Here is a 14,762-nt window from a genome sequence, read left to right as displayed (position 1 = left end):
GCGCTCACCCTGCGGTGGGCAGGCCGGTCCGTGGTGCCGTGGTGAGGTGGGCCCCGACCCGCTTGACCATCAGGGTCATCTCGTACGCCACCTGGCCGACGTCCGACTCGGCGTCGGACAGGACGGCCAGACAGCTGCCGTCCCCGGCGGCGGTCACGAACAGGAAGGCGTCGTCGAGCTCCACGACCGTCTGGCGGACCCCGCCCACGTCGAAGTGGCGGCCGACCCCCTTGGCGAGGCTGTGGAAGCCGGAGGCCACGGCGGCCAAGTGCTCGCCGTCCTCCCGCGTCAGGTCCCTCGACGTGCCGGTGGGCAGGCCGTCGCTGGACAGGACGAGCGCCTTGCGGATGGAACCTACCCGGTCGACCAACTCGTCCAGCAACCAGCTGAGTTCCCCGGCGCCCTTCCCGATGACATCGTGTGCTGCGGACTTCGGTGCGGTCATCGACCGTCCCCCTCAGATGTATTACGTCGTACGTCGCCCAGGGCCTGGTCGGGCCGGTCGACTGTGGTCTCTGCGCTGGTGATCGCGTTGTGCCGACGCCCGCGCTGCCACCCACGCTGCATCGACGCCATACGGTTGCGCACTTCCTCTGCGTCGCGCTCGGGCTGCGGCTGAGCGCCCGGGCCGCCCGGCCCGGTGCGGTCCGCGGGCTCGGCGGAGGTCTGTTTCAGCTGGGGGGCGAGGCTGGCCTGGCGGACCCGGCGGGGCAGGGCGCCCTGCAGACCGGTTCCGTCGGCGCTCTCGCGACCGGGCGCGGGCCGCCGCAGCGGCTCGGGCGCCGGGGCCGGGGCCGGGGCCGGGACGAGCCCGCTGGCGCGCAGCGCGTCGGCCCGCCGCCGCTCCGGGGTCGGCCCGGCCGGACGGACCGGCTCCGCCGCGGGCGACGGGTGGTCGCGGCCCGGCTGGTCGTCGACCCGGCGCCCGTGGTCACTGACCAGCGTCGGCGCGGGCGGGCGGCGGCGCGGCAGCGGTACGGGGCCGAACGGCTGGGCCGGGGCTCCGGCGCCTTCGTCGGCCGCCTGCTCGTGCTGCCGGTGCTCGGCCGGGACCCCGCGGGGCGCGCCGGGGAAGCCGGCGCGGGCGTCGTCCCGCTCACCGGCGCCCAGGACGTGCGGGGCGTCCAGCTCCAACGGGTCCACGGGTGCCTCCAGTTCGACCGGCCCGTCGAGCACGGCGCGGTCGGGGATGCCCACCGGGAGCGGGGAGAGCGTGCGGGGTCCGCCGTCGCGCTCGCGGCGCCCGGCCGCGTCGCCGTGGGCCGCCTTGCGGTCGAGGCGGAAGCCGGTGCCGTTGGTTTCCGGCGCGTCGGTGAGCAGGGCCGCCGGGATGAACACGACGGCCGTGGTGCCGCCGTACGGGGAGGGCTGGAGCGAGACGCGGACGTTCTGCCGCTGGGCGAGCCGGCTGACCACGAACAGGCCGAGCCGGTCGGTGTCGGAGAGCTCGAACTCGGGGGTCTCGGCGAGGCGCAGGTTGGCGTCGAGGAGCGCTTCGGGCGTCATGCCCAGGCCCCGGTCGTGGATCTCCAGGGTGAAGCCGTTGGCCACCCGCTCGCCGTGCACCTGGACGGCGGTGTGCGGGGGCGAGAACACCGTGGCGTTCTCCAGGAGTTCGGCCACCAGGTGGGTGAGGTCCGCGACGGCCGGGCCGCCCACGCCGAGCCGGGGCAGCCTGCGGACCTCGATGCGCTCGTAGTCCTCGACCTCGGCCACGGCCGCCCGGACGACGTCCATCAGCTGGACGGGCTTGCGCCACTGGCGGGACGGGGCGGCGCCGGAGAGGATCACCAGGCCCTCGGCGTGACGGCGCATACGGGTGGTGAGGTGGTCGAGCCGGAAGAGGTCGGCGAGCTCGTCGGTGTCCTCGGTGCGGCGCTCCATGGTGTCGAGGAGCGTGAGCTGGCGGTGGAGGAGGACCTGGTTGCGGCGGGCCAGGTTGACGAAGACCTCGGCCACCCCGCGCCGCACGTCGGCCTGTTTGACGGCGGCCTCGACGGCGGCGCGCTGAAGGGTGTTGAGGGCCTGGCCGACCTGGCCGACCTCGTCCTTCTCGTAGTCCAGGCGCGGCGCCTCGGTCTCGACGTCGACGTGTTCGCCGGCGGCGAGGCGGCGCATCACGCTGGGCAGGCGCACGCCGGACACCTCGTGCGCCTCCTTGCGGAGCCGGGTGAGGTCGCGGATCAGCTCGCGGCCGATGCGGACGGAGAGGAAGAGCGAGAAGACCAGGGCGAGGAAGCCGAGGACGCCCGCGACACCGGCCTTGATGAGGACGTTGAAGGCGACCGGGTGGACGCGGTCGCGGTAGCGGTCGTCGGCGTCGGAGACGGACTGCGAGAGACGCGAGAGCAGCGGGGTCGCGGTCTGCTGCCAGCGGGCCAGGTCGACGTGCGGCTTCTTGGTGGGGCCCGCGGTGATGATGTTCTGCTCGGCGGCGCGGAGCGACTCGGAGCCGGCGGCGGCCCAGAACCTCTCGAAGATCTCGCGCTCGCCGGCGGGCAGGTTCTCCAGGCTTATCTCGTACAGGAGCGTGCGGTTGGCCACCAGGTTGACCACCTCGCGCAGTTCGTTCCAGGTGAACTGCGGCGCGACCAGCGAGGAGGCGACCAGGGCGTCCTCGCGCGCCAGCATCTCGCGCGCCCGGGCGAGGCCCACGACCGCGCGGCCCTGCTTGTCCATGTCGACGTTCTCCAGCGCGTGGAGATTGGTCAGGAACGTGTAGCAGGGCTCGATGACCCCGTTGTACGCCTCCAGCGCCTGGGTGCGGTTGACGCTGCGCCGGTCGACCTGCCGGCGCAGATCGCCGATGCCGTCGAACTCCTGGAGGACGGTCTTCAGCCGCGCCCTGGCCGCCGGGCGCAGATCGTCGCGCACCTGGGAGTCATTGGCGGCGGAACGAATCTTCGCCACCGCGCGGTCGGTGTCCTGGCGGCGGCTCTGCAGCGCGGCGAGCGCGTCGGAGGCCCGCTGGTCGGCCAGGTAGACGAGCGTCTGCCGGCGCTCCTCCTGGATGACCTGAACCGTGTCCTCCATCGGCGAGCCGACGTTGTCCACGATGTACGTGACGTTCAGGAGCTCGTTGGCCTCGCGGCCGGTGATGTAGGTCGTGAATCCCCAGAGAGCGGTGAGGGAGACGAGCGGCACCAGCAGCAACGCCACGATCTTCCTGCGGATGGACTTCCCGCGAAAGCGCATGGCCTCCCCCAGATCAACCGTCAACAAACGGCGCGAGCCTACTACTGCCACACAGACAACTCGAAGGCACGTCCGGACGATTTTCGGCCGCCCTCACCGGGGTTGATCATGGGTTGTCCTGGTATTACGGGAGATCACCTCCCGAGTGTGGCCGAGGACACCCGTAGGGCCAGTGGTTCCCGTACCGGCCCGGTTGGCTGGAATTCTGCCTTCCACGCAAATCCCGGGAATCTTCCGGGAGTTCCGTTCGTCCTTCTGTACGGGGGTTGTGACGGGGATGTACGGACCCGTGCGCATCGGGAGGCATCGATGCGCCGGTGGTGGGGAGTTGAGTATCCATGGGCACTGAAGGCATGAGTGCGAACCGTGTGGCATCGGAGGGCTCGCGCGCGGACGGCAGGCATGACGACAGAGGGCAGAGCGGCGGCCGCGGCGCGGGTGAACTGCCGCCGCTGTGGGTGGAGGAGCCCGCGATCCGGCCGCGGCTGCCGGATCCGATCAGGAACGCGGCGGTGCGCTCGGTGCTGATCGTCGCGTTCACGCTGATCCAGGCGGTGATCGCGTTCCTGTGCACGGTGGCGGGCTCCTGGCTGGCCTTCCCGATGGTCCTCAGCAGCGTGGCGAGCACGGTGGTGGCGACCTGGGCGGTCCTGGACGTGTGGATCACCCGCCAGGTGTGGAACCAGCGCAACGGCGTGGTGTCGGTGCCGAGCAGCACCGCGCGCCAACTGCGCCGGGAGCGGCGCCGGGTGCGGCGTGGTGCGGCCCGGGCGGCCGACCGGTCGGGGACCGGCCGAATAGGCCAGAGCGAGCCGGGCAGCCTCTCCCGGGCATAGCGGCCCGAAGGAGTGCCGGTGGGTGAGGTGCAGGAGCCGGACGCGGCCACGGGCAGACGACGGGGCGGCGCCGGGGCACTGCGGTCGGTCGACCGCGCGGTCAGCGTCCTTGAGGCGCTGGCCCGGCTCGGCGAGGCCGGAGTCACCGAGATCGCCGATGAGCTGGAGGTGCACAAGTCGACCGCGTTCCGGCTGCTCGGAGCGCTGGAGAACCGGGGTCTGGTCGGCCAGGAGAAGGAGCGGGGGAAGTACTTCCTGGGCGCCGGGATGCTGCGTCTGGCCGGTGCCGCGGCCGTGCGGCTCGACATCTCGCAGGAGGGCGTGCCGGTCTGCCGCGCGCTCGCGGACGTCACGGGCGAGACCGCCAACGTCGCCGTGCTCGACGGCGACGCGGCCGTCAACATCATGCAGGCGCGCGGGGCTGCGGCCGTCACGGCGTTCAACTGGCTGGGCCGGCGCACCCCGCTGCACGCGACCGCGAGCGGCAAGGCACTGCTCGCCCACCTCCCCGAGGAGCGCCGCGAGGCACTGCTCGGCCAAGGGCTGGCGCGCTTCACCGCGCACACCGTCACGGATCCGGCCGTGCTCCGCGCCGAGCTGGCGCGGGTGGCCGAGCGGGGGTACGCACAGACGGCCGAGGAGCTGGAGGACGGGCTCAACGCCCTGGGGGTGGTGGTGCGCGGCCACGACGGCTCGGTCATCGGCGCGATCGGCGTCTCCGGCCCGGCGTACCGGATGCCGCGGGAGTCCCTCCCGGAGGTCGCCGAGCGCGTGATGGAGGCCGCTCGGGACCTCTCGCGTCGCATGGGGCGTCCTGGGTAACACGTCGACTGACTGAGCGTCACATCCCGTTCGTGTCAGGCGAATTCATGGCTGGGAAGCCCCCGTTCGGCGACCGGTCGGACCCTCTTGACGCTCTCCTGGGCCGTCCCCAGGATGTCTCACATCGCGCAACCGGTAGTGCTCTGCGCAACAGGAGGGTGAGGCCGTGTCTCACGAGATCCGCACCGCCCCCGCACCCGACCCCGCCCACGCGCGCGTCGTCGTCATCGGCGCCGGGATCGTGGGCTGTTCGCTCGCCGACGAGCTCACCGAACGGGGCTGGTCGCACGTCACCGTCGTGGAGCAGGGGCCGCTGCCCGCGCCGGGCGGATCCAGTTCGCACGCACCCGGTCTGGTCTTCCAGACCAATGCCTCCAGGACGATGTCGGCCTTCGCGGCGTACACGGTGGACACCTTCCGCGGGCTGAGCGTGGACGGCGAGCCCTGTTTCCGGGTGGTCGGCGGGCTTGAGGTCGCCACCACCCGGGAGCGCTGGGCCGATCTGCACCGCAAGGCGGGCGTCGCGGCCGCCTGGGGCGTGCGGGGCGAGCTGCTCACCGCGCACCGGTGCAGGGCGCTGTGGCCGCCGCTCGACGCGGAGAAGATCCTCGGCGGCTTCCACACCCCCGACGACGGGCTCGCCGACGCGGTGCTCGCCTCCCGGGCGCTCCAGGCACGCGCCCAGGCCCGGGGCGCCCGGTTCCTGGCGCGGCACAGGGTAACGGCCATCGAGCAAGAGGACGGCCGCGTCACCGCCGTCGTCACCGACCGGGGCCGCTTCCCGGCCGATCTTGTGGTCTCGGCTGCCGGGTTCTGGGGCCCGGTGATCGGACGGCTGGCCGGGGTGACAGTGCCGCTGCTGCCGCTCGCCCACCAGTACGCGACGACCGCCCCGCTGGCCGGACTCACCGCGCGGGCGGCGGCCGCGCTGCCGATCCTGCGCCACCAGGACCGCGACCTGTACTTCCGTGCGCACCCGGACGGGGACGGGGCGCGGCTCGGCATCGGCTCGTACGCCCATCGGCCGCTGCCGGTGGACCCGTTCGCGGTCCCGGCGTACGACGACGCACCCGTCATGCCCTCCTCGCTCGCCTTCACCCCGGAGGACTTCGCGCCGAGCTGGGCGGACGCCGCGGAACTGCTGCCCGAGCTCGCGCACAGCGCGGTCGCGCACGGCTTGAACGGCGTCTTCTCCTTCACGCCCGACGGTATGCCGCTGCTCGGCGAGTCCCGGGAGCTGCGCGGGTTCTGGCTGGCCGAGGCGGTGTGGGTGACGCACTCGGCGGGGGCGGCCAGGGCGGTCGCCGAGTGGATGACGGACGGCCGGCCCTCACTCGACGTGCATGCCTGCGACATCCGGCGCTTCGAGGACGTCCAGCTCACGCCGGAGTACATCGAGGAGCGGGCGGCGCAGAGCTTCGTCGAGGTGTACGACGTCGTCCATCCGCTCCAGCCGATGGAGCGCCCGCGCCCGCTGCGGACCAGCCCCTTCCACCTACGCCAGCGCGAACTGGGGGCGTACTTCCTGGAGGGCGGCGGCTGGGAGCGGCCGCACTGGTACGAGACGAACGCGCCCCTGGTGGACGGGCTGCACATCCCCGTGCGCGACGCCTGGTCGGCGCGGTACTGGTCGCCGATCGCGGCGGCGGAGGCGAAGGCGACGCGCGAGCGGGTCGCGCTGTACGACATGACCCCGCTGCGGCGCCTGGAGGTGACCGGGCGCGGCGCCCTCGCGTTCCTGCAGCGGATGACGACCAACCAGCTGGAGAAGAAGCCGGGTTCGGTGACGTACACGCTGCTGCTCGACGAGGCGGCCGGGATCCGGTCCGATCTGACCGTGGCGCGCCTGGCCCCGGACCGCTTCCAGGTGGGCGCCAACTCCCCCGCCGACCTGGACTGGCTGCTCGCGCACGCGCCGGACTCCGTGACCGTCCAGGACATCACCTCCGGCACCTGCTGCGTCGGCGTCTGGGGCCCGCTCGCCCGTGAGCTGGTGCAGCCCCTGACCCGCGACGACTTCTCGCACACCGCGTTCGGCTACTTCCGGGCGAAGGAGACGGTCATCGGGAACGTCCCGGTCACCGCGCTGCGGCTGAGCTACGTCGGCGAGCTGGGCTGGGAGCTGTACACCAGCGCCGATCTCGGGCTGCGCCTGTGGGACACGCTCTGGGACGCGGGGCGGCGGCTCGATGTGGTCGCGGCGGGCCGCAGCGCCTTCGAGTCGCTGCGCCTGGAGAAGGGCTACCGCGCCTGGGGCCGCGACATGACGGCCGAACACACCCCGTACGAGACGGGGCTCGGCTTCGCGGTCCGGCCCGGCAAGGGCGAGTTCATCGGCCGCGCCGCGCTCGGCGACCCCTCGGCCGTGAAGCGCCGGCTCACCTGTCTGACCCTGGACTCCCGTTCGGCGGTGGCCCTCGGCGGTGAGCCGGTGCTGGTCGACGGCGTGCCCGCCGGATATGTCACCAGTGCCGCGTACGGCTACACGATCGGCCGGTGCGTCGCGTACGCCTGGCTGCCCGTCCTGGCGCCGGGCACGGCGGTCCATGTCGAGTACTTCGGCGAGAAGGTCCCCGCGACCGTCGCCGAAGAGCCGCTGTTCGACCCGCGGATGGCTCACCTCGTGCGTTGAACGGCGCCCTGCGGTGAACGGCGTCACGAGGCGGGCCCGGCCGGGCACCGACCCCTCCGGGAGGAAGCATGGCTCCGACGTACGACGTGATCGTTCTCGGCCTCGGCGGCATGGGTTCGGCCGCCGCCCAGCATCTCGCCGCGCGCGGCGTGCGCGTCCTCGGCCTGGAGCGGTTCGGCCCGGTGCACGCGCACGGCTCCAGCCACGGCGGTTCGCGGATCACCCGGCAGTCCTACTTCGAGGACCCGGCGTACGTGCCGCTGCTGCTGCGGGCGTACGAGCTGTACGACCGGATCGAGCGGGATTCGGGGCGCGGGATAGCGCTGCTGTGCGGCGGGATGATGGTGGGGCGCCCCGACTGCCGTACGGTCGCGGGCGCGGTGCGCTCGGCCCGGCAGTGGGATCTGCCGCACGAGATGCTGGACGCCCGCGAGATCCGCCGCCGCTTCCCGGCCATGAACCCGCTCGACGACGAGGTGGCGCTCTACGAGGCGCGGGCCGGGCTGCTGCGGCCGGAGACCACGGTGGCGGCCCACCTCCAGCTCGCCACCAAGGCGGGCGCCGAGCTCCACTTCGAGGAGCCGGTGACCCGCTGGGAGGAGCTGCCGGGCGGGCGCGGGGTCCGCGTCCACACGGCCGAGAACTGCTACACGGCGGGCCATCTGGTGATCTGTCCGGGTGCCTGGGCGCCCGGGCTGCTCGCGGACCTCGGTGTGCCGGTCCGCGTCGAGCGGCAGGTCATGTACTGGTTCGCGCCCGAGGGCGGCACCGAACCGTTTCTCCCGGAGCGCCAGCCGGTCTTCGTGTGGGAGGAGGCGGACGGGGTCCAGGTGTACGGGTTCCCTGCCATCGACGGGCCCGCAGGCGGCGTCAAGGTCGCGTTCTTCCGCAAGAACGGCGCCCCCTGCACGCCCGGCACCATCGACCGTACGGTGGCCCCGGCCGAGGTCGAGGAGATGGCGACGGCCATGCGCCGGGTGACCCCCACCCTGCCCGGAACGTTCCTGCGGGCCGCGACCTGCATGTACTCGACCACTCCGGACGAGCACTTCGTGATCGCGCGGCACCCGGCGCACCCCGGGACCACCACCGTGGCCTGCGGCTTCTCGGGGCACGGCTTCAAGTTCGTGCCGGTGGTCGGCGAGATCCTCGCCGACCTGGCGCTCGACGGCACGACGGCCCACCCCATCGAGCTCTTCGACCCGCACAGGTTCGGCGCACAAGCGGACACGGGCACGGGCACGGGCGCCTCCGCGGGCGCCCGTGGAGGCGCGCGATGACCGCCGAGGCCGCCGAGCGCGCGCCGAGCCTGCTGGAGACCCTGCCCGGCCGCTTCTACTGCGACCCGGCGGTCTTCGCCCACGAGCAGGAGCGGATCTTCGAAGCGCTGTGGTTCTGCGCGGTCCGCGCCGCCGACCTCGACCGGCCCGGCGCCTTCCGCACGGTCCAGGTGGGCCGCGAGAACGTGCTGGTGGTGCGGACGCGCGAGGGCGCGCTGCGGGCGTTCCTCAACGTCTGCCGGCACCGGGGCGCCCGGGTGTGCGCCGAGGAGAGCGGCACGGTCCGGCGCACCCTGCAGTGCCCGTACCACGCCTGGACGTACGACCTCGACGGCCGGCTGGTCGCCGCGCCCAACCTGGCGCGGATGCCGGACGTGGACCGCGAGGAGCGCGGGCTGCTGCGGGTCGCGCTGCGCGAGTGGCTCGGCTACGTGTGGGTGTGCCTGGCCGAGGAGCCGCCGTCGTTCGAGGGCACGGTGGTCGGCGCGGCCACCGAGCGCCTGGGCGACCCGGCGGCGGTGGAGCGCTACCGGGCCGCGGAACTGGCCCTGGGCCGCCGGACCTCGTACGACGTGCGCGCCAACTGGAAGCTGATCGTCGAGAACTTCATGGAGTGCTACCACTGCGCGACGATCCACCCCGAACTCACCCATGTACTGCCGGAGTTCGCCAAGGGGTTCGCCGCGCAGTACTACGTGGGGCACGGCGCCGAGTTCGCGCGGGGCGCGGAGGGGTTCACCGTGGACGGCAGCGCGGGCTTCGGCCGCCTCGCGGGTCTGGCGGACGCGCAGGACCGCCGCTACTACGCGATCACCGTGAAACCGCAGGTGTTCGTGAACCTGGTGCCCGACCACGTGATCGTCCACCGGATGTTCCCGCTGGCCGTGGACCGCACGGTCGTCGAGTGCGACTGGCTGTACGCGCCGCAGGTCGTGGCGTCCGGTGCCGACGTCTCCCGGTCCGTGGAGCTGTTCCACCGCGTCAACGTGCAGGACTTCGAGGCGTGCGAACGCACCCAACCCGCCATGGATTCACGGGCGTACCGGCACGGCGGGGTGCTGGTTCCCAGCGAACACCACATCCGGGCCTTCCACGAGTGGGTTCTGACCTGTCTGAATCCTCACATGCCTGAAGTGTGAATTCCTGGGTAGCGGCGACCCGGGGCGCCTCGTGATCACGGCGCCCCCGACTCTGCTGCACGGCCGTCGGCCGGGCGGCCGGGGGAACTGAGGAAGTCAAGGAGCGTCATGCCTGAACTGTTCATCGGCGGCCGATGGAGCGCCGCCGTCGACGGGGAGACCCGCGAGATCCGCTGCCCGGCGGACGGCTCGCAGGTCGCCGTGGTCGACGAGGCTGGTCCCAAGGACGCGGCGGCCGCGGTGGCCGCCGCCCGCGAGGCCTTCGACCGGGGCCCCTGGCCCGGGACCCCCGCCGCCCAGCGGGCCGCGCTGCTGCTGCGCGTCGCCGACCTCATCGAGCGTGACGCGGCCGCGCTGGCCCGCGCCGAGTCCCTGGACACCGGCAAGCGGCTGGTCGAGTCCGAGTACGACATGGCGGACATCGCCAACTGCTTCCGCCACTTCGGGCACCTCGTCGCGGCCCAGGAGCCCGGCCGGGTCATCGACACCGGGAACCCGGTGACGGACAGCCGTACCGTCACCGAGCCGGTCGGTGTCTGCGCGCTGATCACTCCGTGGAACTACCCGCTGCTGCAGACCGCGTGGAAGGTCGCGCCGGCCATCGGCGCGGGCAACACCTTCGTCCTCAAGCCCAGCGAGCTGACCCCGCACACCGCGATCATGCTGATGCGGCTGCTCACCGAGGCCGGACTGCCGGACGGCGTCGCCAACCTCGTCCTGGGCACCGGCCCCGCCGCCGGGGCGCCGCTGGTCGAGGACGAGCGCGTGGACCTGGTGTCGTTCACCGGCGGACTGACCACCGGGCGGCGCGTGATGGCGTCGGCTGCGGCCACCGTCAAGCGCACCGCGCTGGAACTCGGCGGCAAGAACCCCAACATCGTCTTCGCCGACGCCGACTTCGAGACGGCCGTCGACTACGCCCTGACCGCCGTGTTCCTGCACTCCGGCCAGGTCTGCTCGGCGGGCGCGCGCCTGCTGGTCGAGGACTCGCTGCACGACCGCTTCGTCGACGAAGTGGTGCGCCGGGCGCAGCTGATCAGGCTCGGCGGCCCCTTCGACGAGCAGGCCCGCACCGGCCCGCTGATCTCGGCGGGCCATCTCGCCAAGGTCGAGGCGTATGTGGCGGCCGGGCTCGCCGAGGGCGCAGTGCTGCGCTGCGGCGGCGCCCGCCCGGACGACCCGGCGCTCGGAGGCGGCAATTACTACCTGCCGACCGTCCTGGACGAGTGCACGGCCGCGATGTCGGTGGTCCGGGACGAGTCGTTCGGTCCGGTGCTGACCGTCGAGCGGTTCCGCGACGAGGACGAGGCCCTGGAGCTCGCCAACGGCACGATCTACGGCCTGGCCGGAGCGGTGTGGACCCGCGACGAGGCCCGCGCGCGCCGCGTCGCGGCCCGGCTGCGCGCGGGCACGGTGTGGATCAACGACTTCCACCCGTACGTCCCGCAGGCCGAGTGGGGCGGGATGAAGCAGTCGGGAACGGGCCGCGAACTCGGTCTCGCCGGGCTCGCCGAGTACCAGGAGACCAAGCACATCTGGCGCAACACCGAGCCGCGCCCGCAGCGATGGTTCGACTGAACGACCGCCGCACCCACCGGTCCGACCGCACGCCGCCCCTGCCCTCCCCGCTGCGCGATCCTGTACGAGGAGTGATCCCCGATGACCGCCACTACTCCCCCGCCCCCCACGCCCTCCCCAGCCCCGGCGAGCGCCGACGCCGATGACGCCGCGCTCGCCGAACTCGGGTACAAGCCGGGGCTCAAGCGCACCCTCGGCAACTTCCACACCTTCGCCGCCGGGATCAGCTACATCTCGATCCTGACCGGCACGTTCCAGATGTTCTACTTCGGCGTCAGCCTCGGCGGCCCGGCCTACTGGTGGTCATGGCCCCTGGTCTTCGTCGGCCAGCTGATGGTCGCGCTCTGCTTCTGCGAGCTGGCCGCCCGCTACCCGGTGGCCGGATCGGTCTACAACTGGGCCAAGAACCTGGGCGGTCCGCACGTGGGCTGGCTGGCCGGCTGGATGATGACACTGGCGAGCATGGTGTCGCTGGCCGCCGTCGCCCTGGCACTCCAGCTGACGCTCCCTCAGATCTCGTCGTGGTTCCAGTTCGTGGGCGACGGCAGCGGGAAGTACGACGCCGCGGCCAACGCGGTCGTCCTGGCCTGCGGGCTGATCCTCTTCACCACCGTGATCAACGCGTTCGGCGTCAAGCTGATGGCCCGCATCAACACCGCCGGCGTCTTCATCGAGCTGGTCGCCGCGGTGATCCTGGTCGTCCTGCTGGCCGCGCACATCACCCGCGGGCCCAGCGCCATCGTGGAGACCCACGGCATCGGCGGCGGCCAGTCGCTCGGCTACTTCGGCGCGTTCCTCACCGCGTCGCTCGCCTCCGCGTACGTCATGTACGGCTTCGACACCGCGTCCTCGCTCGGCGAGGAGGCGGTCGACCCGAGCCGCAACGCGCCGCGCGCGATCCTGCGGGCGCTGATCGCCTCGTTCGTCATCGGCGGCCTCATCCTGCTGTGCGCGCTGCTCGCCACGCCGGACCTGAGCGCGCCCGAACTCTCCGTGGACGGGCTCCAGTACGTGGTCCTGAGCACCCTCGGCGACACCATGGGCCAGGCACTGCTGTGGTGCGTGGTGATCGCGGTCGTGGTGTGCGAGCTCGCCGTGCACACCGCGGGCATCCGGCTGATGTTCGCGATGGCCCGTGACAACAACCTGCCGGGCGGCAGCCGGCTCGCCAAGATCAGCCCGCGCTTCCAGACCCCGATCGCGCCCGCTGTGGTCTGCGGGATCGTCGCCATCGGCATCCTGCTGGTCAACATCAAGCAGCCGCAGATCTTCTCGGTCGTCACCAGCATCGCGATCATCATGATCTACCTGGCGTATCTGCTGGTCACGATGCCCATGCTGGTCCGCAGGCTGCGCGGCACCTGGCAGCCCGCGCCCGGGCGCTTCTCGCTCGGCCGCTTCGGCCTCCCCGTGAACATCGTCGCGGTGCTGTGGGGCCTGGGCATGACCGTCAACCTGCTGTGGCCGCGCGCCGCCGTCTACAACGCGGCGGCCCCGTACCACTGGTACCTGCGCTGGGGCGGCGTGCTGTTCGTCGGCGCCGTCACCGTGGGCGGCTTCGCCTACTACTGGTTCGTCCAGCGCCACCGCACCGGCGTCCTCGCGGACCACGCCGCCGAGAAGCAGGACACCGACCCCACCACCACCGGTACCACCACCGCCGCCGCCGCCGGCTGAAGCAAGGAGCGAGAGAATCATGAACGAGGCCAACACCGGTAGCCACACGGACGAGTTCGACTACGTCGTCGTCGGCGGCGGCACCGCGGGCAACGTTGTCGCGGCCCGGCTCAGCGAGGACCCCTCGGTGACCGTGTGCGTCCTGGAGGCCGGCCCCTCGGACGTCGGCGACGACAACGTGCTGCGCCTGGAGCGCTGGATGGGGCTGCTCGAATCGGGCTACGACTGGGACTACCCGGTCGAGCCGCAGGAGCGCGGCAACAGCATGATGCGCCACGCGCGCGCCAAGGTGCTCGGCGGCTGCTCCTCGCACAACTCCTGCATAGCCTTCTGGGCGCCCGCCGAGGACCTGGACGGCTGGGCGGCCGAGGGCTGTACGGGCTGGGGCGCCGAGGACGTCTTCCCGCTCTACCGGCGCCTGGAGAACAACGACGCGCCCGGCGAGCACCACGGCCGCAGCGGCCCGGTGAAGCTGCGCACCATCAAGGGCGAGGACCCGTGCGGCAGCGCGCTGCTCGACGCGTGCGCCCAGTCGGGCATCCCCACCACGCCCTTCAACACCGGCCGTACGGTCGTCAGAGGCGCCAACTGGTTCCAGATCAACTCGGACGAGAACAACATCCGCCAGTCGTCCTCGGTCGCGTATCTGCATCCGATCATCGGCAAGCGGCCCAATCTGACCGTACGGACGGGGATCCGGGCCAAGCGGCTGGTGATCGGCGGGGACCGGCGCTGCACCGGGGTCGAGTACCTGGACCCGGACCTGGTGCACACCCGTACCGTCTCCGCGCGGCGCGAGGTCGTCGTCAGCTGCGGCTCCATCGACACACCGAAGCTGCTGATGCTCTCCGGGATCGGCCCCGCCGACCATCTGCGCGAGGTGGGCGTCGAGACGCTGGTGCACTCCCCCGGCGTCGGCGAGAACCTCCAGGACCACCCCGAGGGCGTCATCATGTGGGACGCCAAGCGGCCGATGCCGACCCGCTCCAACCAGTGGTGGGAGATCGGGATCTTCGCGGACACGGAGCCGGGCCTGGACCGGCCGGACCTGATGTTCCACTACGGCTCGGTGCCGTTCGACATGAACACCGCCCGGCACGGCTACCCGAGCAGCGAGAACGCGTTCTGTCTGACGCCCAACGTCACGCACGCCAAGTCGCGCGGCACGGTGCGGCTGCGCACCCGCGACTACCGGGACAAGCCGATGGTCGACCCGCGCTACTTCACCCATGAGCACGATGTGCGGGTGATGACGTACGGGCTGAGGCTGGCCCGGGAGATCGCCGCGCAGCCCGCGCTGGCGGACTGGACGGGCGCGGAGCTGGCGCCCGGGCCCGACGTCCGCACCGACGACGAGCTGTTCGAGTACATCCGCACCACGCACAACACCGTCTACCACCCGGCGTGCACGGTGAAGATGGGCGCCGACGACGACGCGATGGCACCGCTCGACGCCCGTCTGCGCGTCAAGGGCATCCGCGGACTGCGCGTCGCCGACGGCTCGGTGATGCCTGAGCTGGTCACCGTCAACCCGTGCATCACGACGATGATGATCGGCGAGAAGTGCGCGGACATGATGAAGGCGGACGCGCGCGTCTGAGCA

The 14,762-nt window shown here is 72.3% G+C and carries 10 protein-coding genes; 8 read left to right on the top strand and 2 right to left on the bottom strand.

Annotated elements, in window-relative coordinates; all coding sequences use genetic code 11:
- Nucleotides 1–4: 4 nt before the first annotated feature.
- On the bottom strand, nt 5–445 hold the full coding sequence (locus ACZ499_RS21555) for a roadblock/LC7 domain-containing protein (RefSeq protein WP_266991087.1): 441 nt from the start codon (nt 443–445) through the stop codon (nt 5–7).
- The gene (locus ACZ499_RS21550; protein WP_468677052.1) at nt 442–3,195 is read right to left on the bottom strand and encodes a sensor histidine kinase; all 2,754 of its coding nucleotides are present in this window, start codon (nt 3,193–3,195) and stop codon (nt 442–444) included. The genes ACZ499_RS21555 and ACZ499_RS21550 overlap by 4 nt, the downstream gene beginning before the upstream one ends.
- A gap of 353 nt (nt 3,196–3,548) precedes the next feature.
- On the opposite strand from ACZ499_RS21550, the gene ACZ499_RS21545 reads away from it, so the two are divergent.
- The 8 genes from ACZ499_RS21545 to ACZ499_RS21510 all read left to right on the top strand — a co-directional run bounded on the left by ACZ499_RS21545 (nt 3,549) and on the right by ACZ499_RS21510 (nt 14,759).
- Nucleotides 3,549–4,031: a hypothetical protein gene (locus ACZ499_RS21545; protein WP_468677050.1), complete on the top strand. Its 483-nt coding sequence runs from the start codon at nt 3,549–3,551 to the stop codon at nt 4,029–4,031.
- Between the two features lie 18 nt (nt 4,032–4,049).
- The gene (locus ACZ499_RS21540; RefSeq protein WP_468677048.1) at nt 4,050–4,853 is read left to right on the top strand and encodes an IclR family transcriptional regulator; all 804 of its coding nucleotides are present in this window, start codon (nt 4,050–4,052) and stop codon (nt 4,851–4,853) included.
- Nucleotides 4,854–5,019: 166 nt separating this feature from the next.
- Nucleotides 5,020–7,485, top strand: coding sequence for a GcvT family protein (locus ACZ499_RS21535; protein WP_468677047.1), 2,466 nt, complete (start codon nt 5,020–5,022; stop codon nt 7,483–7,485).
- A gap of 68 nt (nt 7,486–7,553) precedes the next feature.
- Entirely contained in the window at nt 7,554–8,765 is a 1,212-nt protein-coding gene (solA, locus tag ACZ499_RS21530; protein WP_468677044.1) for an N-methyl-L-tryptophan oxidase, read from the top strand.
- Nucleotides 8,762–9,904, top strand: a complete 1,143-nt coding sequence (locus ACZ499_RS21525; protein ID WP_468677043.1) for an aromatic ring-hydroxylating oxygenase subunit alpha — start codon at nt 8,762–8,764, stop codon at nt 9,902–9,904. Before solA ends, ACZ499_RS21525 begins: the two co-directional genes overlap by 4 nt.
- A 108-nt stretch (nt 9,905–10,012) precedes the next feature.
- Nucleotides 10,013–11,482 carry an aldehyde dehydrogenase family protein gene (locus ACZ499_RS21520; protein WP_468677040.1) on the top strand — a complete coding sequence of 490 codons (1,470 nt, stop codon included), beginning with the start codon at nt 10,013–10,015 and terminating at the stop codon, nt 11,480–11,482.
- Between the two features lie 81 nt (nt 11,483–11,563).
- Nucleotides 11,564–13,159, top strand: a complete 1,596-nt coding sequence (locus ACZ499_RS21515) for an APC family permease (protein WP_468677038.1) — start codon at nt 11,564–11,566, stop codon at nt 13,157–13,159.
- A gap of 19 nt (nt 13,160–13,178) precedes the next feature.
- Nucleotides 13,179–14,759 (top strand): GMC family oxidoreductase, encoded by a 1,581-nt coding sequence (locus ACZ499_RS21510; protein WP_468677036.1) that lies wholly within the window; start codon nt 13,179–13,181, stop codon nt 14,757–14,759.
- The last annotated feature ends 3 nt before the right edge of the window (nt 14,760–14,762 follow it).

The organism is Streptomyces sp. NPDC031265, from assembly GCF_055570295.1.
The sequence above is the reverse complement of the archived record's forward strand: the minus strand, read 5'-3'. Positions and strand labels throughout refer to the sequence as shown.

Bases quoted from the DNA above. Each gene is read 5' to 3' on its own strand.
- ACZ499_RS21555 (WP_266991087.1), bottom strand. From the start codon at position 445: ATGACCGCACCGAAGTCCGCAGCACACGATGTCATCGGGAAGGGCGCC.
- ACZ499_RS21550 (WP_468677052.1), bottom strand. From the start codon at position 3,195: ATGCGCTTTCGCGGGAAGTCCATCCGCAGGAAGATCGTGGCGTTGCTG.
- ACZ499_RS21545 (WP_468677050.1), top strand. From the start codon at position 3,549: ATGAGTGCGAACCGTGTGGCATCGGAGGGCTCGCGCGCGGACGGCAGG.
- solA (WP_468677044.1), top strand. From the start codon at position 7,554: ATGGCTCCGACGTACGACGTGATCGTTCTCGGCCTCGGCGGCATGGGT.
- ACZ499_RS21525 (WP_468677043.1), top strand. From the start codon at position 8,762: ATGACCGCCGAGGCCGCCGAGCGCGCGCCGAGCCTGCTGGAGACCCTG.
- ACZ499_RS21520 (WP_468677040.1), top strand. From the start codon at position 10,013: ATGCCTGAACTGTTCATCGGCGGCCGATGGAGCGCCGCCGTCGACGGG.
- ACZ499_RS21515 (WP_468677038.1), top strand. From the start codon at position 11,564: ATGACCGCCACTACTCCCCCGCCCCCCACGCCCTCCCCAGCCCCGGCG.
- ACZ499_RS21510 (WP_468677036.1), top strand. From the start codon at position 13,179: ATGAACGAGGCCAACACCGGTAGCCACACGGACGAGTTCGACTACGTC.